This window comes from Neobacillus pocheonensis (assembly GCF_050477905.1).
GTDB lineage: Bacteria > Bacillota > Bacilli > Bacillales > Cytobacillaceae > Neobacillus > Neobacillus pocheonensis_A.
This window is the reverse complement of sequence record NZ_JBCNAD010000015.1, coordinates 18,798-40,557: the sequence shown is the minus strand read 5'-3', so window position 1 is coordinate 40,557 and position 21,760 is coordinate 18,798. Positions and strand designations below refer to the sequence as shown.

Below are 21,760 nucleotides of genomic sequence, written 5' to 3'. Positions count from 1 at the left end.
TTGTTCTACTTATTTACTACAATAAGAAATATTTACCCACTTATTTTTTGGACAAAGATGACAATTTATTTTTAAATTTAAGGAAATTATAGGGAGAATTTTGAATATATAAATATAGGCTTTCGCCAAATATTTTAAGAGAGGGAGTTGTTAGAGTGTCCAAAAAAGTATTAATCTTGGCTGGAGATGCCGTGGAGGCTTTAGAAATTTACTATCCGTTTTTTCGGTGTCTTGAAGAGGGATATCATGTACAAATTGCAGCACCATCCAAAAAGAAACTGCAAACAGTAGTACATGACTTCATTGGATGGGATACTTATACAGAAAGCAAGGGATACTTAATTGAAGCACAGTTAGCGTTTGAAGATGTGAATCCGGTGGAATTTGATGGGCTCATTATTCCAGGAGGAAGGGCTCCTGAATACATCCGTTTAAATGAAAATGTTCCAAGAATTGTTGCCCATTTTTTTGAAGCAAATAAACCTGTGGCGGCTATATGCCATGCAGGTCAGGTGTTAACAACCGTTCGTCAATACTTGGAAGGCCGAGAATTGACCGCCTATATTGCCTGCAAGCCTGACGTGGAGGCAGCTGGGGCAACCTATATAGAAAATCCTCTTCATGTTCAAGGCAATCTCGTCTCGGCGCACGCATGGCCAGATCTTCCGGGATTTATGAAAGAATTTATTAATCTATTAAAATAAAGAAACACTTATCTGAAAGAGTAGGAATTAGAAAGAAGACACTAATTGTAATTTAAGTTGAACTAGAAAAATTTATACCACTAAAGAGCAGGACTATTTAGAAGTTCCTGCTCTTTCAACTGGCATTAAACTGATAATGATGATAGCTTTTCAGGATTCTTTATTCTACCAATCCATGCTCTCTTAGGGTTTCAACAAGCATCCCTTTAGGCTGAAAACCAGTTATCCTCTTGACAAGCTGACCCTCGCGAAAAAGCAATAAAGTAGGAATTCCCAATACCTGATACTCGCTTATAAACTCAGCATTGTCATCGGCATTTACTTTCACAATTTTTAAATCAAATTCCAGATCAATCTCCTCCAAAACGGCTCCAATCAATCGGCAAGGCGGACACCATGGGGCCCAGCAATCAATAAGCACCGACTGACTTGTTTTGATCTCTTTCAGTATGTCCTGTCCTTCTGCCTGTAAAATACTCATGAACTTCCACACCTTTCTATTGGTTGTTGATTGTAGTATATGATGACGTATGGTATAAGTAAAATTAATACTTTGAATAACAAACATTAGTAAAAACTAATGCATAAAAAGAGGTGTCCCATGACTCTATTTCAATTAGAAGTACTCTTAAAAGTAGTGGAAACGAAAAGCTTTACCAAAGCCGGAGAGCAAATCGGTCTCTCGCAATCGGCAGTCAGCCAAGCGGTAGCAGCGTTGGAATCAGAACTAAACATAAAATTATTTAAACGACACAGGAATGGTGTCAGCTTAACAAAAGTCGGAGAACGCATCACAAGCTTGGTAAGAGATCTAATTATGATTAAAACAAGAATCATCAATGAAGCAACAGGGATTACAGGACTTGAAACGGGAACAATCAGAATTGGGAGCATTTCAGGCATGTCAGCTAAACTATTGCCAGGAATGATCAGCTCCTTTAAAAAGCGATTTTCAGGTGTAGAAGTGGTTCTCTATGAAGGAAATTATGAAGAGGTAAAAAATTGGCTTAAATTATCAGTTGTGGATATTGGAGTGGTCACTGAGGAAAGACATGAACTTGAATTTATTCCTTTGTTGCAGGATAAAATGGTTGTTTTTGTGCCCGAAAATCATCCATTGAGTAATCAATCATTCATCCAGGCAAGGGATATCGCCAGTGAGCCTTTCATCATGCCAAAAGAATGTGGTAATGTCATTCGGTCAATCTTTAAAGAACAAGGATACACTCCTAATATTCAATTTGAAGTCAGTGACATCGCTACCATCATTGCTATGGTCCAAGAAGGGGTTGGAAATACCATTCTTCCGGAGTTGGCCATTCCGACAACCTTGTCCAAAGTTACTGCTTCCTATTTAAGTCCGCAAGTGTACCAAAATTTAGGGCTTGAGGTACGTTCAACAGAATATACTAGCCCTGCCATAACTGCGTTTATTCATGAGGCACAAGAATTCACAAAGAATTTATCTTTAAAATTGTTTAACAGCTATCATTCTGTTGTTGTGAAAAAAAATACATGATTTTATGGTCAGTACCAATGGAATACAATAAAATGTAAAATTTTATTGTCCTAAACGTACTGCACATGATAAAATCGGAATATTATAAATTTTTATAAAATATTAGAATAGAAGGGAGACTGAGTTTCTTTATCTTTTACCAGGAAAATACATAGTAGAATTTAAGGGGGAAAAGGGATGAAAAGGAGTTTAGGATTATTATTGTGTGCAGTTTTATTGTTACTTTCTGCATGCGGAGCAGGGAGTAAGGAAACAGCCGGAGCGAAGAAAGAGAAAGTGGTAAAGATAGGTATTTCCCAAATTGTCGAGCATCCGTCTCTTGATGCTGCGCGCGAAGGGTTTATCGCTGCCCTGAAGGATGCAGGCTATGAAGAAGGAAAGAACTTGAAGCTTGATTTCCAAAATGCTCAGGGAGATATGAACAATAATATGTCCATTGCCCAAAACTTGGTTGCAGACAAGAATGACCTTATATTGGCTATCGCTACCCCAAGCGCTCAGGCAGTCGTCAAGTCAACAAAGGATATTCCAGTCCTGTTTACTGCTATTACAGATCCAGTCGGGGCCCAACTTGTCCAAAGCCTAGACAAGCCAGGCGGGAATGCGACGGGCACATCTGATACACACCCAGATGCGATAGCGAAAACAATTGCCGCGATTAAAACCTTTATTCCTGATGCCAAGAAGGTCGGAATCATCTATAACAATGGTGAACCTAACTCTGTTGTAAATGTTAAGAACGCTAAGAAAGCAATAGAGGCAGCTGGGCTGGAGACGGTTGAAACTACCATAACAGCTAGTTCCGAAGTAAAACAGGCAGCCGAGTCAATGGTAGGGCGTGCAGACGTATTATACATTCCAAAGGACAACACCGTCGTTTCCGCTCTGGAAGCAGTAATAAAAGTGGCCAATGATAAAGATATTCCAACCTTCGTCGGTGAAGGCGACTCTGTAAAACGCGGAACCTTCGCATCTTATGGTTTTGACTACCACGACTTAGGCTACACAACCGGTAAAATGGCTGTGGAAATTCTAAAAGGAAAAAAACCAAGCGAAATTCCAGTCGGATTCCCGGAAAACCTTCAGTTGTTCATCAACAAAAAGGCAGCACAGGAGGAAGGAATCACTTTAACGGACGAAATGCTAAAGGATGCTAAGATAGTGGGAGAATAAATTTATCTTAAAGTTCATTATTGATTTTGCAACAATGGTATTTCCGCTCCAGGAGCTCAACTTCCGAGGAAAGCGTGCGCCTGGAGCGGAAATTAACCGCCAAGTTTAACTGGGCCTATTTTTTAAAAGTTTAGGTATAGAGGGCCACGCCTACTAATCCTGAAAGGATAATGACATAAATAGGATGCCAACGGAATTTTACTAATGCTAATAAGGATAATCCAAAGATCAACAGCTGGCTTACCATTCGAAATGAAATATTATAAGTAAGCAAGTCATTTGAAAAGGCAAAACTTATAGATGCATAAATGATTAAACTAGTAACGATAGGCTTTAATCCATAAAACATGGATTGAACGAATTTATTATCATGCATCTTTTTAAAAAACGAAGCGATTAGAATGACCAATATAATAGAGGGAATTATAATAGCAATGGCTGATATGATGGCCCCAGCTAACCCGGAAGTTGAATACCCAACTAAAATTGCGCTATTGGTTGCAATTGGACCTGGTGACATCCCTGAAATGGCAATTAAATTGGTAAATCGTTCAGTTGAAATCCAACCGAAACGGGTAACTTCCGAGTTTATAATTGGAATCATCGCATATCCCCCACCGAATGAAACCAAACCTATCCAAAAAAATGTTTTAAACAGCTGCCACAACACCATTTAGTTTTCCTCCCACTTATATTCCATCCCCAATAAAATAATCACTGCTGCTATAGGATGTAACTTTTCCTTTGTCTTTTTTTGTCATTATTCTGTAGCCAAGTTTTCTTTTGATCAGAATTAAAATGACTCCTGATAAAGCTCCAAGGAAAATGGCTAAGACAGGATGAATGAAGAATAATGCCGGAACGCCAATGAGTGTGATAAAAAACGTAGTTTTATCCACGATGGATGTTTTTATCGTTTTAATGGCAGCATAAACAATGATGGCTAAAATAGTCGCTCTGATGGAAACAAAGGCAGCCTCTATCTTCGGATTATCATGAATGAATAGATAAGATATTCCTAGGGATAGAACAATTAAAAAGGTTGGTAACGAAACACCAATCATCGCGGCCAGTGCCCCTTTGACACCGCCTATTTTGTGTCCGATAAAGGTTGCCGAGTTAATAGCAACCGCTCCAGGGACAGATTGCGCTAATGCAAACAAATCTGTAACGTCATCACTCTCTAGCCATTTTTTCTTTTCTACTATTTCCCGTTCTATTAATGGGATCATCGCAAAACCACCGCCAAATGTAGCGGGGCCAATTTTAAAAAAGGTCCAAAATAGTTGAACCAGCTTCATCCATTCTTCTTTCATTTCTATCCTTCTCCCTTAGTACGATCTTTTTCTATTGGAATAATATTTTTGGAACCTGTTTTAAATGATGGTTACACTATTATGGTATCAGATGAGTCAAGAAGTAGAAATTGCAACAAAATTATAGGGTATAATAAATTGTTATACCCAAGTGGAAATATCTGATTTTTAGATTCTATGTGGTACGATATTTCATAAAGAGTTCAAAATAAATGGAGAAGGGGGATGTTTCGTTGAACATTGAAAATTTAAAAATGTTTTGTTTGGTTGTGGATGAAGGAAGCATCAGTCAAGCAGCAAGATTAAGTTATGTCACGCAGCCAGCTGTAACGAGACAAATCCACCAACTTGAAAACTATTATGGGACGCTGTTATTCGATAGAACAGAAGGGAAAATGAGAGTTACAGAGGCCGGAAAAATGCTCTATCCATTTGCCAAATCTATCGTGAATGACTTTTATCGCTCCAGTGAAGTAATTAAACAGTCAACTGGGGAGCATAATACCACACTCCATGTCGGTGCTACCTTTACTATCGGAGAATATTTATTGCCCAGCCTGCTTGGGCGTTTTAAAAAGGAAATGCCTGAGATAAAAGTGATCTTAACGATTAAAAATACGCCGGGTGTTTTAGAGGATTTAACCAATGATGTCATCGACTTAGCTATGGTGGAGGGTATCGTTGACAACGGTAATCTTACAGTCGAGAAATATGCAGATGATGAGCTGATTCTCGTTTGTTCACCTGATCATTCATGGGGCGTTCAAATTAACATAGAAGAGCTGGCTAATGAAAGAGTTATTTGGCGTGAATCCATTTCCGGGACACGTCTGATCGTAGAAAATATGCTAAGGGAAAATGGAATATTAGAAAAAATCGAGAGTTATATGGAGTTAGGGAGTACCCAAGCGATAAAAAGCGCTGTAGAGGCAGGCCTAGGGATTAGTATTCTGCCCAGGATAACTGTAGCCAAAGAATTAGAGCAAGGGACATTACGAGAAGTGCAAATCATAGGAGTAAAAATGATAAGGAATTTATGGCTAGTGAAAAAATTTCACCGCTTCAATAAATTAGGTGTTACTAAATTTTTGGATTTTATCCTTAAAAAAGAATGAGTTGATTACATAAAGCGGAGCGAGTCAAGGTTGTGAGGGATTAATTATAGATTATGCATGATAGGAAATGTTTGTAGGGAAGGAGTTTTCTTATTGGAAAAAGTATGGGCAAACATAAAGGCGGTATTAATAGCAGATAATCCAGAGACATTTGTAACCAGAAGAATTTCAGAAACAAATCTTGAATTTGGGGGGATTCGCGGGGACCGCCACTTTGGCGTGACCAGTAAGGCTGATTCAAGACAGCCGATGTATCCCAGAGGAACAGAGATTCTTAACCGCCGCCAAATAACGATTGTGTCTGTGGAAGAATTAGATAGGATGGCAGAAGAATTAAATGTCGAATCTTTGCTGCCTGAGTGGTTGGGAGCTAATCTCTTGATAAGGGGATATCCAGAATTAACGAAACTCCCCATGGGCTCTCGTATCCTATTTCCAAGCGGTGCAGGATTAATATGTATGGGGGAAAATCAGCCCTGCACTTTACCTGGAGATGAGATTCAAAAGCATTATGAAGATCATGAGAAGTTATCTTTCCATTTTGTACGCGCAGGTTATAAGAAGCGAGGTATCGTATGTGCGGTAGAAAGTCCTGGAAAAATTCACGAAAATGATGAAGTTCAAATTTTAATTAATGATTTTACAAATCCGATGCAATAATTAGCAAAGGGGGAGAGCCGGATGGGGGATTATAAAAAGCTAATAAAGTATATACCTTACTTTGAAAATGAAGATTTAGAATTCTGTATATGGGATTCTGGCTACCCAGAATATGATGATCAGTTAAATGAATTTATTAAGAGCGTATATAACAGATATATTAAAAAGCAATTACCTGGAATACTTAAATGAAAAGATAAAAGACCATAACCTCTCCGCAGCTATTCCTACTGCTGATTTGGAATTGTTAAAAGCTATTTTAACCTTTTATGTTCGTCAAGAGCGTATCTGTGATGGGGCGTGGGCCTCTGCTGCAAAGGGAAAAGTGTTTTTGAATATTCTCTATAGATTAAAGGATGTAGTTTTTTATCTAAAACAGGAAGGTAGTGGTGGTCCATAAGCGTTCTTGGAATATGAGGGGAAATTACGGAAATAATAATGAAAATCCAGACTTTTAAGGAGTTTTCATAAATGAGTTTCTTTAAGGAGAATTCATCATTATCTATTCGTTCAAATAAAGTGGCACAACTTTCAGATAATATTGATGAAAATATAAAAATGTTACAAGAACATTTTTGCCATACGGAAGATTTAATGAAAAAGGAACTGTTATTTAATAACCAAAAGTGTGTCATTCTTTATCTTGAATCGATGCTGAAAAAGGAGCTTCTCCAATCGTCTATTATCGAGCCCATTTTAGAAATGCAAGTGGGTGATATTGAAAAAACAGTCCTGTCCACAGAGATTGAAATGACTTCCATAATTCCAGATGCAGGGAAAAAGTTATTAGATGGATCCTGTGTGATTTTGCTAGAAAACGATTCCCACGCCTATACGGCATCGGTAGGAGGAATAGAAGCAAGGGCTATTCAGGAACCAAATAACGAGCGAAGCATAAAAAGTGCTCATGATGGATTTATAGAAAGTTTTGATTCAAATCTCCAACTATTAAGAAAAAGAATTAAAAGTCCGAAATTAAAGGTGAAATTTTTTACGATTGGCAGCCTTACGAATACGAAAGTGGGCATGGTTTACCTGGACGATCTTGCTAACAAAGAGCTTATTAACGAAGTGGAGCGGAGATTAGTATCAATTGAATTAGATCACCTTTATTCAACTGGAGAATTAGAGGAACTTATTGAAGATTCCCCCTATTCTCCCTTTCCTCATATTCTAGCTACCGAAAGACCAGACAGAGCAGTGTCTTATATAACCGAAGGAAAAATTACGATTATTATGGATGGAGATCCGCGCGTAATGGTCGTTCCAATCACTTTTTTTTCGTTTTTTCAAGCCCCTGATGACTATAATAGCCGTTGGTTCGTGGGTTCTTTCTTTCGATTAATGCGCGTCTTTAGTTTTATTGTCACGATTAGTTTGCCAGCCATTTACATAGCCATTGTCTCGTTTCATTCAGAGGTGCTTCCGATTGGAATTCTATATTCCATCAGGGTTTCATTAGAATATGTTCCCTTTCCTCCATTTATGGAAGCTTTAGCTATGCAAATCATTTTGGAGCTATTAAAAGAAGCTTCGATCCGATTGCCTTCACCGATCGCGCAAACAATCGGAATTGTCGGGGGATTAGTCATTGGGACTGCGGTAGTAGATGCTCATATCGTATCGAATATGATGATTGTGGTGATTGGTTTTACGGCCATAGCTTCATTTGTGGCACCTATCAATGAAATGGGAACTAGTGCAAGGTTATTAGGCTTTCCAATGATAATCGCTGCCACCTTGTTTGGATTTTTCGGGATTGTATTAGTATTTATGTTTATTTTTATGCATTTAAGTAAATTAGATTCTTTTGGAACTCCTTATTTTTCACCATTAGCCCCATTTAAGAAAGAAGATTTAAAGGATTCGTTCATAAGACTGCCAATATGGAAGTTAAATACGCGACCGACTGACGCAAAGCCAGCTTACGAAAATCAGCAAGGAAAAACAAGGGCGTGGAAGAAGAAATGACGGAAAATAATCATTCTATTACAAAATTTCAGCTGTTTTTTATTTTAATTCAAAGTCAAATTGGCGTGGGACTTTTATCATTGCCGAATGTCGTGGGGAAAACGGCAAAAGGGGACGGCTGGATTTCTACCCTTATTGCAGGGGTGGCTGTTCAAATCATGCTCGTGATCTACTGGCTTTTACTTAAACGATTTCCTAATCTTATTTATACGGAAATCACTCAAAAGATACTCGGACGTTTTGTAGGAAAAATGCTTAACCTTTTCATTTATATGAATTTCATCCTAGTCGGAGGGTTAGCCGCCATATTATTTATTAAAATCATAAATTTATGGTTATTGCCTTTAACACCGGGTTGGATGATATCCTTACTCATTTTGATTCCATGCATTTATTTAACCATTAGCGACTTAAGAGTCATGGCAAGATTCTTTGTCCTAGCGACCTCCTTAATCCTGTTATTATTTTTTACATCTTTTTTAAGTTGGTTTACTCCTAAAGAGATTCAATACATTCTTCCAATTGGCGGTTCTGGATTAAAAAATATATTAATGGGCAGTAAGAATTCTCTGCTTTCGATGTTAGGATTTGAAGGGCTGTTATTTATCTTCCCATTCATTATTCAAAATAAAAAAGGTGTATTAAAGACCGTTTCAATGGCCAACATTTCAATCACCCTTTTTTACACCTATTTTTTCTTCCTTACTATCATTAGTTTTAGTACAGATCAGCTGGTACAAATGCGAGAACCCGTTATTAATTTACTTAGGGGAATATCTTATAAAATGATTGATCGGATCGATCTCATGTTTCTGTCGATATGGATTGTCCCGATGTCTACTTCCGTTATTGCCTATTTATTTTTTGCAAGTAAGAGTATGAATGTAGAAAAGAAGAATTACACAAAAGTAGTCTTGATGAATGGATTCATCATTTTTTTGATTACATTGATTCCGCATGATGACGCAATCATAACTCAATTTAACAAATATGTTTCGTATTTGAATTATGGGATAGTTTTTATTATCCCAACTTTGCTTTTAATCCTTTCGTTCTTATTTAATAAACATGAAAGGAGTGAATCTGCTTGAGAAAAATACTCATAGTGATGGTAGGTATGATTCCTATCCTATTGACTGGCTGTTGGGACCAGCGGCTTCTGGTAAATCGAACGCTGGTAAACGGAATCAGTTTTGATGTAACGAAAGAGGGGAAAATTAAATCATCGGTTAGAGCATTAAACATACAAAGTAAGGGTGGAGGACAATTTGAGATACAGGATGAACTAGTATCATCTGTAAGACCGACTGTGGTTGGTTTAGGTTTAGATTTTAACAGTAAAATAGCGGGTGAATTAGATGCTAGTAAAGCGCATGTGGTTATGATAGGGGAAGAACTAGCAAAAAAAGGGATTCATCCATTCGTTGAGGTTTTTTATCGAAATACAGATTCTTATATGTCTTCCAAAATTGTCATAAGTAAAGGGAAAGCAAAAGAGATTCTTGCAATGGAAATAAAGAAAAGTCCCATTGCATTTGTCATCTTACAAATGCTAAATGAAGCAGAAGCGGAAACGGTCATACCGAAAGAAAATATATTCTGGGTATGGAAAAGTATATTAGATCCTGGAATAGATTTTATATTACCTTATCTTGAAAGAACAGAGGCGAATAAAGTGGAAGTGGCTGGAGTAGCCCTATTTAACGGCGACCAATACACAGGTACCACCATTTCAAGAGATAAAAGCAATTTACTATTGGGATTAATGGATCAATTAAGCAGGGCGATCACTATGTCTATCATACTGGGGCCTGAAAACAACAGCCGTTCCATTTCTTTTGCAACGAACGATTTGAGACGAAACCAAGAGGTTCTAGTGGATCAAAATAATAAAATAACCTGCAAAATTAATCTCAAAATGAATGTTGTGATGAAAAACTATCCTCAAGATTTAAAAAAAGAACTAAATATTAAAAAATTAAATCAAGATCTTTCTGACGAATTAACTAAACAAGCAAAGGAAATCGCAAACACTTTACAGCAAGCCAATTGTGATGCATTGGGGATTGGAAGACGAATCTCTAGTTTTCACCCAGAATTATGGAAGAAAATGAATTGGGATGAAGAATATAAAAAGGTGCAAATGGAACCGATAGTAAGGGTAAACATTATGAAAACAGGCAATGTATTTTAGATTTTAGAAATGGTTAGTCGCTAAGTATTCCAACTGAATAAGAACAAGCCACCCTAGCAGGATTATTGAATAAAGACCCCAACATCTGAATATTAGAATACGAGGATAATTCAGTAGAAAGGGTGGGTTGTGCTTGAGGATATTGGTGACTGGTGCAACAGGACAGCTAGGTAAAGCTTTGTTAAATAAACTAAAAGGTTCTGATAATAAAGTTAGAATAACTTCGAGAAGAAAACCGGAAGGGATAGAAGATTTCAAGTGGATTTATAGCGATTTATTGTCTGGTGAAGGTATAGATGAAGCAGTAAAAGATGCAGAGGTCATTATTCACGCAGCAACAAGCCCAGTTAAAAATTCAAGATCAATTGAAGTTTCAGGCTTTGAGATGTTATTAAGTAAGCTGCATCACATAAAGCATTTTATTTATCCGTCCATTGTTGGCATCGAGGAAATACCATTGAACTATTATAAACTTAAATTCGAAGCAGAAGAATTGTTAAAAAATAGTTCTATTCCTTATTCCATTGTACGCGCAACTCAGTTCCACGGCTTTGTTGAACATTTACTTATGTCAAATCCTCTCTTAAAAAGGTATGTAATTCCAGGAAGCATGAAATTCCAAAGCGTGGATGTTGGTGAATTTGCCAATCATTTAATTGATTTAATTGATAGTGGTCCTCAAGGAAGAGCTGATGACTTTGGCGGACCAGAAATAATGACGTTAAGAGAAATGACGGAGTTGAAGATTAAGATAAATAATGAAACCAATAAAGTTTTAAGCATGCCTTTACCAGGAAAACTTTTCAAATCTTTCTTCGACGGAAAAAACACCAATTTTACTCAAAAAAGTGGAAGAATTACATTTGAGGAATATCTGAGAAATAAAAAGGTGACAAAATAGAAAAAATATTTATTTATAAAATGATAGATGGACAAATTAGTATTGAAAGGGTGAAGTTATGGAAAAGAATAAAATAGCACCGGAGAATCTAAGTTATGAATCAGATGGAAAAATGGGCAAAAACAACAACAAGGTAAAGTCCGACAAAAAAGATCAGGCTGAATTCTTTAATACCACACAAAACAGTGAATAAAAAATAAAACCTACTTACATTTGACGTAAGTAGGTTTTTAACTTTTCAAGCATATTGGGAAAATTTATAAATTTAACAATTCTTAACATTCTATCAACATTAGTGTGTTATTTTAGTGAGGAATAGACAAAAAGGTGTGAAAAGAATGATAGGTCAAAGTGTATCAGTTTTTTCATTAGTACTATTGCTTTTGTCTTCAGTTTACTTTAATTTAACACCCAATGTTTCAGCCGAAAATTCGCTCGATCCTGCACCACAGCTGCAACCAGTCGGGACAGCGAATGGCAAGAAGGTTTTATTTGATAATACCCACGGGCAAACAGCAGGAGCAGCAGACTGGGTTTTGGATGGAGGTTTCTCCGATTTTGCGAATGCCTTAGCCAATAAAGGCTATTATGCAAAAGAGCTGCGTAAAAACACTTCGATTACCTATCAAGATTTACAAGGGTACGATGTGTTTGTGATTGGGGAAGCGAATATCCCTTACAAAACTTCCGAGCAGGCAGCCATGACCCAATATGTCCAAAATGGCGGGAGTATCTTTTTTATTGGCGATCATTATAACGCAGACCGTAACAAAAACCGCTGGGATGCATCGGAGGTCTTTAATGGCTACCGCCGAGGAGCCTATTCCAATCCAACAAAGGGAATGGGAACAGAGGAAGCCTCCTCTGCAGCGATGCAGGGTGTAACAGGATCTGACTGGCTGTCAACCAACTTCGGTATCCGATTCCGCTACAATGCGATTGGCGATGTGACAGCCAATGATATTGTAGCACCGAGTCAGGCGTTTAGAATTACCTCAGGCGTCGCTACAGTTGCCATGCATGCTGGATCAACATTAGCGATTACCGATCCCAACAAGGCAAAGGGAATTGTCTATCTTCCTTCAACGACAACGGCCTGGGGCAACGCTGTCGACCAAGGAGTATATAATGGCGGGGGAAGGGCAGAGGGTCCTTTTGTAGCGATTTCCAAGTTAGGATTAGGTAAGGCAGGGTTTATTGGTGATTCCTCGCCAATAGAAGATGCGACTCCGAAATATTTACGTGAGGAAACAGGGGCTAAGAAAACAACCTATGATGGTTTTAAAGAACAGAATGACGGTACTTTACTAGTGAATATCATAGATTGGTTATCAAAACAAGAAAGCTATACCGCATTATCTGAGGTTAGTGGATTGCAGCTTGACCAGCCAACCTCCTTGCTATCAATAGAAAACCCGCAAACATCGACAGAACCGGTAGCAGAACCGTGGGATGCACCTGCTGCAGGCTATAAATGGTACGATCCATCAACCTTTAAATCCGGGTCTTACGGTTATGGATCTAGCGGATCTGGTGGAACGACAACCATAAATGAAAAATTTGAGTCTGGAACGAAAACAGCCTATACTGCAGGCAATGTTACACTTGCGAGTGGTTCTTGGTATTTTGATAATGCGCTTATCGGTAATTTATCAGGGGATAAGAAAACGGGCTTGCAGTCTGCACGTGTCCGGTCATCCGGATCCATTAAGATGAACTTCGATGTAAGCGGGGCAAAGAGCATTCAAATTTCCCATGCCAATTTCAGTTCCGACAGCGGAGCCAATTGGCAGCTACAAATGTCCACAAATGGCGGCACGACATGGACAAACGTTGGAAGTACGAATTCAAGTTCATCCACTTTAACAGTTAAAACCTTTACCCTTACTCAAACGGCTCCTGTCCGAATCCGAATCGTCGTATCAGGGACAACGGGGATGAGGATCAATTTTGATGATATTGTGATCAGTAATTAGTAGAAACAACGTTCCAAGCGGTCCCCAAAAATAAACGTTAAATAGATTAATTGTTCAGACGCCAATCTAGATTGGCGTCTGTTTTAGTTTAACAATTTTACTTTAGAACCTACTTGGTAATTCACTTTTGATATAGTTAATAAACTCGTTTCCAACATAAGAAAAATGTTTATTCTTGGGTCGTATCCAACCATAGGACATATCCATATGTTCATGGTTTTCAATGCTCAAAGGAACAATCTCACTGTTTTTGGAATAAGGATTATAATTTGGCGAGAAATCAGGAGCAAAAGTAATCGCCAAACCCTCTGCAACAGCTCTCGTAATGGCTTCAACATTATTCGATGTAAATAAGACATTAATAGGCTTGAAGTTATTAAAAAAATCGTTCCAAACCATCGCACATATTCACCATTATATAAAACAAGATTTTGATCAAATAATTTAACGATGCTCTTGCGATTCAAGCAAGCTGGGGGGCACATACTAGTGATACCAACTACGACCGTAATGCTGATATTAACTATGATGGTGTTGTGGACGTAAAGGACTTTTCATTTGTTGGAAAGAACTTCTTAACGCAAAATCCAGCTTTTGATAATGTTAAAAAACCAGATGAAAAGTATAAAGGAAAAACACTCCAAGATATTAAAGCTGCATTAGACATTAAATAATTTAAAACTAATTCCTGCTGCCTGTCTCTTGTTATGAGAGACAGGTAGCTTTATATATATAAATATATAAATTAGCAATTAGCACCAAGTTTCATTGAGTTTTTTCTCTTTAATCATGATGAGATGTATGACTCAGCATTCGAGAATGGAACTTAAAATGATCTAAAAATTTCTTTGTGTTGATGGAAAAATGATTATTCTCCGAGCGTACCCATCCTACACCTATCTTTATCTGTTCGTAATTGATGATTTCGATAGGAACGATTTCGCCGCTTAATACATAAGGATCATTTTTGATAGAAAAGTCTGGTCCGAAGCTTATTCCCAATCCCTCTAAAATCGCTTTTTTTATTACCTCAGTATTATCCGTGGTAAATAATATATTCATTGGCCCAAATTTACTAATTAAATCATTGGCAAAGCGTTTTACATAATCACCATTATATAAAATAACATTTTGGGTCATCAATTGTTGGGGAGTTATAGATTTATTTAACGCAAAAGGAGACGATTTGCTGACGTACACCTCCATCTTTCCTTCAAGTATTACTTCAAATAGTAGATCTTCTCTTTTTTTAATTAAATCCTCGTAAATCGTGATTAGGCCGATGTCTATCTGATTATTTTCGACAAGTTCAATAATATGCTGAGTGCCTTTTTCTGAGACTTCTATATCCACATTTGGAAAAGCATTTTTAAAGGAAGATAAAGGTTCTAACAGGAACAGCATAAAGCCAGGTATAGATGATAACTTTAAATTTCCCGCAATGACTGTGTTGAAAGATTGGGCTTCCTCTTTAAATTCTTGAAGTCGGACTAATACCTCGTATGCCTTTTTAATTAAAGTTTTTCCTTCATTAGTTGGAACAGCGCCAAGTCGTCGATGGCGTTTAAATAGTTTAACGCCCAACTCCTCTTCTAATCTAGTAATCGATTGACTGATTCCCGATTGAGATACATGTAGGTTTTCTGCAGCGATTGAAATCGAGCCTGTTTCAGCAACCTTTACAATATACTCCAATTGTTCGATATGCATAGGTTCCTCCTTTTTAATATAGAAGTACAGCTTATATTTACTTCATTAATGGTTGATTTATTTAAGTTTAAATTATATATATAATAAATTCAAGCAATTGATAATTTTCTTAAAATACTATAAAAAAGGAGGAAAGGAAACGGGTGAGTTTAAATCTGAATGAGAATTTAAAGAATAGTGCAGCAAGATTTCCGAATCATACCGCCTATACGTTTTTGAATCAAAGTACAACGTATGCGGAACTTGATAAATTAGTAGATTGTGCTGCATCCGGGTTATCTGCCGCAGGCATCAGAAAAGGGGATAAAGTCGCTTTATTACTTAGCAATTGCCCTGAGTTTGTCATTGCTCACTATGGGATCCTTCGGGCAGGTGCAGTGGTTGTGCCGATTAATCCTGCCTACACTGCGGGAGAAATATCCTATATTTTATCGAATAGCCAAGCAAAAGCCGTGATTGCTCATTCCTCTTTAGAAGTGGCAATATCTCCATTGAGAGAGAAACTAGATAATTTAAAAATGGTGATTTACACAGAGTCAATCGAGTCCGAATGGACCTGGGAACATCTTATTCATGATGCAAAAGAGGTTTTTGAAAGCCCTTCCATCGAAGAGGATGATTTAGCGGTCATTCTTTATACTTCCGGCACCACTGGGAAGCCGAAAGGTGCCATGCTTTCCCATCGAAATCTGGCATCCAATGTTACTTCGACGTCCCAGCTTACAGAGTTTACGGAAGAAGATCGTATTATTGCGGTTCTTCCCATGTTTCATGTGTTTAGTATCGCGACATGCATCAATATTCCGATTGCTTGTGGGGCAGCCATTGTCATTGTTCCGAAATTTAGCCCAACTGAAGTGATCAACACGATTAGGAGAGAAAAAGCGACGCTTTTTGCAGGAGTTCCGACCATGTTTAGCTTTTTGTTACAGGTGCCAGGAGCAACGGCAGAAGACTTTTCGTCGATACGTGCTTGTTTTTCAGGCGGTGCTTCGATTCCTGTTGAACTTTTACATAGATTCGAAGAGAAGTTTAAAGTTCACGTTTTAGAGGGATATGGCCTGTCAGAAACAGCTCCCGTAACAGCTTTCAACCCGTTAAAGGGAACACGGAAACCAGGGTCTGTGGGTATAGATATACCGGAAGTGAAGAATAAAGTGGTGGATTCGAATGGAATGGAAGTTCCAAGAGGAGAAATCGGTGAACTAATTGTAAAGGGTCCTAATGTGATGATGGGCTATTTAGGAATGCCAGAAGCTACTTCTTCTGCATTGAAAGATGGCTGGTTTTACACGGGTGATTTAGCCCGAATGGATGAAGAAGGATACATTTATATCGTCGATCGTAAAAAGGATATGATTCTCGTTGGCGGATACAATGTCTATCCAAGAGAAGTCGAAGAGGTATTATACCAACATCCGGCCATAGTGGAAACGTCCGTGATCGGGATACCTGATAAAGAGTACGGCGAAATCGTGAAGGCTTTTGTGGTAACGAATGATGAAGGAATCACGACGGATGACATCCTGTATTTCTGCCAAGACAAGCTTGCAAAGTACAAGCTGCCTAAACAAGTGGAATTTATGAAGGAATTACCTAAGAACAGCACAGGTAAGATTTTGAGAAGAGCGTTACGTATTGAGAAAGTGGAAGTTAATTAGATTGATAGAGAACGAATTTAGGGAGGAATTGCTATGAAAGCAGCTGTGCAAACATTGGAATTTCCACTTTTTATTAATGGGGAGTGGAAGCCAGCGATAAGCGGTGAAACGTTCGAGGTAGTAAACCCTGCAACGGGTGAAGTGGCCGCAAAGGTGGCGAAATCTGGGAAAGAAGATGTAGAAGCGGCCGTTTCTTCCGCTCGAAAGGCTTTCGATTCGGGAGTATGGTCTAAAAAATCTCCTCAAGAACGTGCGAACGTACTTGTCCAATTTGGTAACAAAATCATTGAACATGCTGAAGAATTGGGATACTTAGAATCTATTAGTTCGGGTGCTACAGTTCGCCGTATTTCCAATATTGACATCTTATCAATCGTAGATCTCTTACAGCAAACTGCGAAGTTCACTGTTGAGTATCCGTATGTCGAATCTCTGCCTTCCTTACCATTCCCAGGACCGAGCAATAATCAGGTATGGCGGGAACCAATTGGTGTTGTAGCGGCCATTACCGCCTGGAATTTTCCAATGATTCTTGCGATGTGGAAATTGGCCCCTGCGCTCGCAATGGGGAACTCAATCGTAGTGAAACCGGCATCTAATACACCATTATCAACTTTGAAATTAGCGGAATTGGCTGCTGAAGCAGGGATTCCGGATGGTGTATTCAATGTCGTATCTGGTCCAGGAGCAAGCATTGGAGAAGCACTTGTCACCCATCCAAGTGTAGACAAAGTCGCTTTTACCGGTTCTACAGAAGTAGGTGGCCGCATTATGCAGATGGCAGCAGGTACGGTAAAACGCGTCACTCTTGAGTTAGGCGGGAAATCACCAGCTATCGTATTACCGGATGCGGATTTGAGTATTACCATTCCAGGCATTCTATTCGGATTCTTATCACACTCTGGACAGGTTTGTGAATCAGGTACTCGTGTTCTTGTACATGATTCCATATATGAACAAGTCATTGAACAATTATCTGACCTTGCAAGCACGATTACAATTGGAAATCCATTAGATATCGCGACAGGTATGGGGCCACTCGTATCACAGCAGCAATTGGAAACCGTTCTTTCTTACATTGAATCTGGCATTCAAGAAGGGGCACGATTGGTGTGCGGCGGTAAGCGCAGAATCGTAGAAGGATTTGAAAATGGATATTATGTAGAACCTACCATTTTTGCAGATGTTCATAATGACATGAAGATTGCGAGAGAAGAAATTTTTGGTCCAGTTCTCTCCATTATTCGATACTCTACTGTTGAGGAGGCAATCGAAATTGCTAACGATACGATTTATGGATTAGCAGGTGGAGTTTGGTCTAAGGATGTCAATAAAGCGATGCAAATAGCCAGTGAGTTAAAGGCAGGAACGATCTGGATCAATGATTGGCATATGCTCCGAAGTGATGCTCCATTCGGCGGATACAAGCAAAGCGGTTTTGGCCGGGAATTAGGACGCCATGCATTGGACGAATATTCTCAAGTCAAACATGTCCACTGCTCGCTCGTACCTGAAGTTAGCCAAAGACCTTGGTACCAAATTCTTTTGGGATAATCCAGATTACTTTATTTATAAAAATATAAAAAAGCAGGTGAATTCTATGTCGACATCATTTTTCCAATTTTCTGTTCGAACAGTTGTAAATAGCGGGGCGGGATCAAGAACATTGCTTCCTGAGATGATTAAAGGTCTTGGCGGTAAACGGGCCGTACTCTTTACGGACAAAGGGTTAACTCAAGCCGGAATTACAAAGAAAATTATAGAATTGTTTGAAATTATGCCGGGTACGCCGGAGCTCGTTGGTGTGTTTGATGAAATCGAGCAGGATGCAAAGGGCGGAATTATTAATCGCGGAGCTCGTTTTTTTAAAGAGTGCAATGGGGACGCCTTAATCGCTCTTGGCGGCGGCAGCGTCTTGGATACAGTAAAAGGGATCAAGTGGTTGCTTCATAAAGGACTCGATGATATTCGTGATTCTCTTCTTACTGGAAATGTGATGGAGTGGTGGCCAGAAGCCAATTATATTCCGATTCCGCATGTAGCCATTGCGACAACAGCGGGAACAGGTGCGGAAGTATCACCAGTAGCCGTGATCTTGAATGAAAGGCTTGGAATCAAATCAAACCTTCTTCATCCGTTCATCAATGCGGATATGGCGATTTTGGATCCGGATTTAACCGTAGGGCTTCCTCCGAAAATCACTGCCTTTACAGGATTCGATGCCTTGACACATGCAGTAGAAGCTTATTTTTCACCAAAGGCCAATCCGATGACAGATGCCTATGCTCTGCAATCAATTCGTATGATTGTAGATAATTTACAGACTGCGGTTCACAATGGGAACGATCTGTCAGCAAGAGCAAATATGCTGATGGCAAGTTCGATGGCCATTTCTGCTTTCTGTTTATGTCTGAATGCCGTTCCAGTTCACAATATGGCGCATGCGATAGGGGCAAAATTCAATATCCCGCACGGACTGGCTAATGCTGTACTTTTGCCAAATGTAATGGAATCGTTGCCTGCCTACTATTTGCCGCGAATCACAGGGTTTGCCCAAGCATTAGGTATCGCGAATCCATCAGAACAACCGGAAAAATGTTTAGAGGAAGTTATCCAGTATATTAGAGATCTCCGCCAAGCGGTGAATTTACCTGACACTTTTGCTGAATTTGAATGTAACGAAGACAAGCTTCACCTTTTGGTGCCGGCTGTTCATCATGACCCTGCAGGAGTTTTCTTCAAGATCCCAGCCCCTATTATCACTAAGGTGATATATGAAGTGTTCGAGCTAAAAGCAATCGAGGCTTAACACGACTATAGGTAATCTTGTAATCCGGAAAACACTTGAAGACCTCCTGTGCATGTATGGTCCCTGATCTGACCTTATTGCCAGGAAGTCAAAAGTGTTTTCCTTTTTTGTATCAATAAAAAACAACAATCCTTGGAGGTTAATATGATAAGCAAAGTTTTTAATCCATCTAAGTCCGCAACTTCTTTTACCAAAAAGGCAAACTTAGCAGTATATGAATCACTAAATTTCGATAATCGTCAGGATTTTGAAGATGCTAACCGCGGGTTTATTGCTCCTTTAGAATCTACAATCATTAAAGATCATTCCGGGGAAGTCGTTTGGGACATCGATAAGCTAGAATTTCTTAACGACAGTGCTCCAGAGACAGTGAACCCAAGCCTTTGGAGAAATGGCCAATTACAGGCTATATCTGGTTTATTTGAAGTCGTAGAAGGAATTTATCAAGTGCGTGGACAATCCATCGCCACCACTTTCTTTTTTGAAGGTAAACAAGGCGTTATTGTCTGTGATACATCCTCAAGTACAGAAGCTGCTGAAGCTGCCATGGAATTATATTATAAACATCGTCCAAGAAAGCCAGTTTCAGCTATTATTATTAGTCAAAGTCATGCGGACCATTTCGGTGGCATTCAGGCAGTTCTAAAATATGCAGAAAATCCTGCCATTCCTATTATCGTTCCACAGCATTTTACAAAAGAAGCGTTAAGTGAAAATGTGCTTTTGGGTACCATTATGGCGCGCCGTGCCGAGTATCAGTTTGGTAAAAATATTCCAGATGGCAAGGAAGGATCGGTATCGATCGGTATCGGTAATACAATGAGTTCCGGAACCATGAGTTTTGCCCTGCCTACAATTGAAATTGAAAACGAAATCCAAACGATGGAAATCGATGGGGTAACCTTTGAATTCTTGTTAACCCCAAACACAGAAGCACCGGCTGAAATGCATTTTTATATTCGTGATTACAAAGCATTATTTGTCTCAGAAAACGCCAATCAATTAATGCACCAAATTTATACGGTTAGAGGGGCAAAAACTCGGGATGCCCTGCATTGGGCCAATTCACTCGATAAAACCATTGATTTATTTGAGAACGAAGAGATTGATGCCTTGCTCATGATTCATGCATGGCCTCTTTGGGGCAAAGAACGTGCTTTAGGACATTTGAAATTGCAGCGTGATTTATATAAATATATGCATGACCAGACCGTACGTTTAGCCAATAACGGATATACGATGGAGGAAATAGCGGAAACAATCAAACTTCCCAAATCGTTAGATACGTATTGGGGAAATCGAGGATATTACGGTACGTTAAAGCATAATTCAAAGGGGATATACAATTATTATTTGGGCTATTATAGTGCAAATCCTTCCGATTTAGATCCATTACCACAAGTGGAAACAGGTCTGAAATATGTAGAATACATGGGCGGGGCGTCAGCCATTTTGGAAAAAGCAAAAGCCGATTTTGAAAATGGGGAATACCGCTGGGTAGCTCAAGTATTAAAAAATGTTGTAATGGCTGACCCGGAAAATTCGGAAGCCAAAAATTTATTGGCAGATGCTTACGAACAATTGGGTTACCAAGCCGAATCAGCCAATTGGCGTAATATTTACCTTGTTGGTGCTTCCGAACTCAGGAATGGAATCAAAAAAGATCTTGCCCCATTAGATGTTTCCGGAATTATTAACCATATGCCAATCGAGGATTTCTTAAAGCTGACCGCTGTGAAACTAAACGGACTAAGGGCAGAAGGTAAAAAAATAACGTTGAATGTAGTTCTATCAGATATTAACCAAAACTTTGCTATTTATTTAGAAAACTCCGTTTTGAGTTATAAGACTGGAAAATTAGACGCTAATCCAGATGTTTCCTTAACCCTGGAACGATTAACATTCTTTGGGGTTGGACTCGGTTTGCTTTCACCAGAACAAGCAGCAGCAGCAGGTAAATTAACCATTTCTGGTGATCAAACAAAATTGAATGACTTTTTATCACTATTAGACGAGTTTGACAGATTATCCAATATCGTAACACCTTAATT

21 protein-coding genes are annotated in these 21,760 nt (G+C 38.8%); 16 read left to right on the top strand and 5 right to left on the bottom strand.

Annotation, left to right across the window (positions count from 1 at the left end):
* The first annotated feature begins 155 nt into the window (after positions 1–155).
* Positions 156–704 carry a DJ-1/PfpI family protein gene (locus ABES02_RS07925; RefSeq protein WP_430132832.1) on the top strand — a complete coding sequence of 183 codons (549 nt, stop codon included), beginning with the start codon at positions 156–158 and terminating at the stop codon, positions 702–704.
* 160 nt (positions 705–864) lie between these two features.
* Here ABES02_RS07925 and ABES02_RS07920 read toward each other — a convergent pair whose 3' ends face one another.
* Positions 865–1,185, bottom strand: a complete 321-nt coding sequence (locus tag ABES02_RS07920) for a thioredoxin family protein (protein ID WP_430132830.1) — start codon at positions 1,183–1,185, stop codon at positions 865–867.
* A gap of 120 nt (positions 1,186–1,305) precedes the next feature.
* Between ABES02_RS07920 and ABES02_RS07915 the strand changes: the two genes are divergently transcribed.
* Both ABES02_RS07915 and ABES02_RS07910 read left to right on the top strand, forming a co-directional pair.
* Complete coding sequence (locus ABES02_RS07915) at positions 1,306–2,223, top strand: LysR family transcriptional regulator (RefSeq protein WP_430132828.1); 918 nt, start codon at positions 1,306–1,308, stop codon at positions 2,221–2,223.
* Positions 2,224–2,400: 177 nt separating this feature from the next.
* Positions 2,401–3,396, top strand: a complete 996-nt coding sequence (locus ABES02_RS07910) for an ABC transporter substrate-binding protein (protein ID WP_430132826.1) — start codon at positions 2,401–2,403, stop codon at positions 3,394–3,396.
* Between the two features lie 130 nt (positions 3,397–3,526).
* Here the strand turns inward: ABES02_RS07910 and ABES02_RS07905 are convergent, their stop codons facing one another.
* On the bottom strand, positions 3,527–4,069 hold the full coding sequence (locus ABES02_RS07905; protein ID WP_430132824.1) for a chromate transporter: 543 nt from the start codon (positions 4,067–4,069) through the stop codon (positions 3,527–3,529).
* Positions 4,070–4,085: 16 nt separating this feature from the next.
* Entirely contained in the window at positions 4,086–4,712 is a 627-nt protein-coding gene (locus ABES02_RS07900) for a chromate transporter (protein WP_430132822.1), read from the bottom strand.
* A gap of 233 nt (positions 4,713–4,945) precedes the next feature.
* Between ABES02_RS07900 and ABES02_RS07895 the strand changes: the two genes are divergently transcribed.
* From ABES02_RS07895 to ABES02_RS07855, 9 genes are all read left to right on the top strand, one after another.
* The gene (locus tag ABES02_RS07895) at positions 4,946–5,827 is read left to right on the top strand and encodes a LysR family transcriptional regulator (RefSeq protein ID WP_430132820.1); all 882 of its coding nucleotides are present in this window, start codon (positions 4,946–4,948) and stop codon (positions 5,825–5,827) included.
* A 93-nt stretch (positions 5,828–5,920) separates the two neighbouring features.
* Positions 5,921–6,487, top strand: a complete 567-nt coding sequence (locus ABES02_RS07890; RefSeq protein ID WP_430132818.1) for an MOSC domain-containing protein — start codon at positions 5,921–5,923, stop codon at positions 6,485–6,487.
* Between the two features lie 127 nt (positions 6,488–6,614).
* Positions 6,615–6,887: a DUF6508 domain-containing protein gene (locus tag ABES02_RS07885; protein ID WP_430132816.1), complete on the top strand. Its 273-nt coding sequence runs from the start codon at positions 6,615–6,617 to the stop codon at positions 6,885–6,887.
* A gap of 71 nt (positions 6,888–6,958) precedes the next feature.
* Entirely contained in the window at positions 6,959–8,458 is a 1,500-nt protein-coding gene (locus ABES02_RS07880; protein ID WP_430132814.1) for a spore germination protein, read from the top strand.
* Entirely contained in the window at positions 8,443–9,549 is a 1,107-nt protein-coding gene (locus ABES02_RS07875) for a GerAB/ArcD/ProY family transporter (protein ID WP_430132812.1), read from the top strand. Before ABES02_RS07880 ends, ABES02_RS07875 begins: the two co-directional genes overlap by 16 nt.
* Positions 9,546–10,652, top strand: coding sequence for a Ger(x)C family spore germination protein (locus tag ABES02_RS07870; RefSeq protein ID WP_430132810.1), 1,107 nt, complete (start codon positions 9,546–9,548; stop codon positions 10,650–10,652). Before ABES02_RS07875 ends, ABES02_RS07870 begins: the two co-directional genes overlap by 4 nt.
* Before the next feature lie 145 nt (positions 10,653–10,797).
* A complete protein-coding gene (locus ABES02_RS07865) occupies positions 10,798–11,553 on the top strand; it encodes an SDR family oxidoreductase (protein ID WP_430132808.1) in 756 nt (251 codons plus the stop codon).
* A gap of 58 nt (positions 11,554–11,611) precedes the next feature.
* Positions 11,612–11,746 (top strand): hypothetical protein, encoded by a 135-nt coding sequence (locus ABES02_RS07860; RefSeq protein WP_430132806.1) that lies wholly within the window; start codon positions 11,612–11,614, stop codon positions 11,744–11,746.
* Positions 11,747–11,891: 145 nt separating this feature from the next.
* Positions 11,892–13,529: an Ig domain protein group 2 domain protein gene (locus ABES02_RS07855; protein ID WP_430132804.1), complete on the top strand. Its 1,638-nt coding sequence runs from the start codon at positions 11,892–11,894 to the stop codon at positions 13,527–13,529.
* A 102-nt stretch (positions 13,530–13,631) separates the two neighbouring features.
* Here the strand turns inward: ABES02_RS07855 and ABES02_RS07850 are convergent, their stop codons facing one another.
* Positions 13,632–13,928 carry a hypothetical protein gene (locus tag ABES02_RS07850; RefSeq protein ID WP_430132802.1) on the bottom strand — a complete coding sequence of 99 codons (297 nt, stop codon included), beginning with the start codon at positions 13,926–13,928 and terminating at the stop codon, positions 13,632–13,634.
* Between the two features lie 384 nt (positions 13,929–14,312).
* The gene (locus tag ABES02_RS07845; protein ID WP_430132800.1) at positions 14,313–15,239 is read right to left on the bottom strand and encodes a LysR family transcriptional regulator; all 927 of its coding nucleotides are present in this window, start codon (positions 15,237–15,239) and stop codon (positions 14,313–14,315) included.
* Between the two features lie 143 nt (positions 15,240–15,382).
* Between ABES02_RS07845 and ABES02_RS07840 the strand changes: the two genes are divergently transcribed.
* The 4 genes from ABES02_RS07840 (at position 15,383) to ABES02_RS07825 (ending at position 21,758) form a co-directional block, all read left to right on the top strand.
* Positions 15,383–16,900, top strand: a complete 1,518-nt coding sequence (locus ABES02_RS07840) for a long-chain-fatty-acid--CoA ligase (RefSeq protein ID WP_430132799.1) — start codon at positions 15,383–15,385, stop codon at positions 16,898–16,900.
* Positions 16,901–16,933: 33 nt separating this feature from the next.
* Positions 16,934–18,454 carry an aldehyde dehydrogenase family protein gene (locus ABES02_RS07835; RefSeq protein WP_430132797.1) on the top strand — a complete coding sequence of 507 codons (1,521 nt, stop codon included), beginning with the start codon at positions 16,934–16,936 and terminating at the stop codon, positions 18,452–18,454.
* Between the two features lie 46 nt (positions 18,455–18,500).
* The gene (locus tag ABES02_RS07830; RefSeq protein WP_430132795.1) at positions 18,501–19,709 is read left to right on the top strand and encodes an iron-containing alcohol dehydrogenase; all 1,209 of its coding nucleotides are present in this window, start codon (positions 18,501–18,503) and stop codon (positions 19,707–19,709) included.
* Between the two features lie 144 nt (positions 19,710–19,853).
* Positions 19,854–21,758 (top strand): alkyl/aryl-sulfatase, encoded by a 1,905-nt coding sequence (locus ABES02_RS07825; protein ID WP_430132793.1) that lies wholly within the window; start codon positions 19,854–19,856, stop codon positions 21,756–21,758.
* Positions 21,759–21,760 lie beyond the last annotated feature (2 nt).

Bases quoted from the DNA above. Each gene is read 5' to 3' on its own strand.
- ABES02_RS07830 (WP_430132795.1), top strand. From the start codon at position 18,501: ATGTCGACATCATTTTTCCAATTTTCTGTTCGAACAGTTGTAAATAGC.
- ABES02_RS07825 (WP_430132793.1), top strand. From the start codon at position 19,854: ATGATAAGCAAAGTTTTTAATCCATCTAAGTCCGCAACTTCTTTTACC.
- ABES02_RS07850 (WP_430132802.1), bottom strand. From the start codon at position 13,928: ATGGTTTGGAACGATTTTTTTAATAACTTCAAGCCTATTAATGTCTTA.
- ABES02_RS07885 (WP_430132816.1), top strand. From the start codon at position 6,615: ATGAATTTATTAAGAGCGTATATAACAGATATATTAAAAAGCAATTAC.
- ABES02_RS07910 (WP_430132826.1), top strand. From the start codon at position 2,401: ATGAAAAGGAGTTTAGGATTATTATTGTGTGCAGTTTTATTGTTACTT.
- ABES02_RS07900 (WP_430132822.1), bottom strand. From the start codon at position 4,712: ATGAAAGAAGAATGGATGAAGCTGGTTCAACTATTTTGGACCTTTTTT.
- ABES02_RS07915 (WP_430132828.1), top strand. From the start codon at position 1,306: ATGACTCTATTTCAATTAGAAGTACTCTTAAAAGTAGTGGAAACGAAA.
- ABES02_RS07905 (WP_430132824.1), bottom strand. From the start codon at position 4,069: ATGGTGTTGTGGCAGCTGTTTAAAACATTTTTTTGGATAGGTTTGGTT.
- ABES02_RS07845 (WP_430132800.1), bottom strand. From the start codon at position 15,239: ATGCATATCGAACAATTGGAGTATATTGTAAAGGTTGCTGAAACAGGC.
- ABES02_RS07880 (WP_430132814.1), top strand. From the start codon at position 6,959: ATGAGTTTCTTTAAGGAGAATTCATCATTATCTATTCGTTCAAATAAA.
- ABES02_RS07835 (WP_430132797.1), top strand. From the start codon at position 16,934: ATGAAAGCAGCTGTGCAAACATTGGAATTTCCACTTTTTATTAATGGG.
- ABES02_RS07860 (WP_430132806.1), top strand. From the start codon at position 11,612: ATGGAAAAGAATAAAATAGCACCGGAGAATCTAAGTTATGAATCAGAT.
- ABES02_RS07920 (WP_430132830.1), bottom strand. From the start codon at position 1,185: ATGAGTATTTTACAGGCAGAAGGACAGGACATACTGAAAGAGATCAAA.
- ABES02_RS07855 (WP_430132804.1), top strand. From the start codon at position 11,892: ATGATAGGTCAAAGTGTATCAGTTTTTTCATTAGTACTATTGCTTTTG.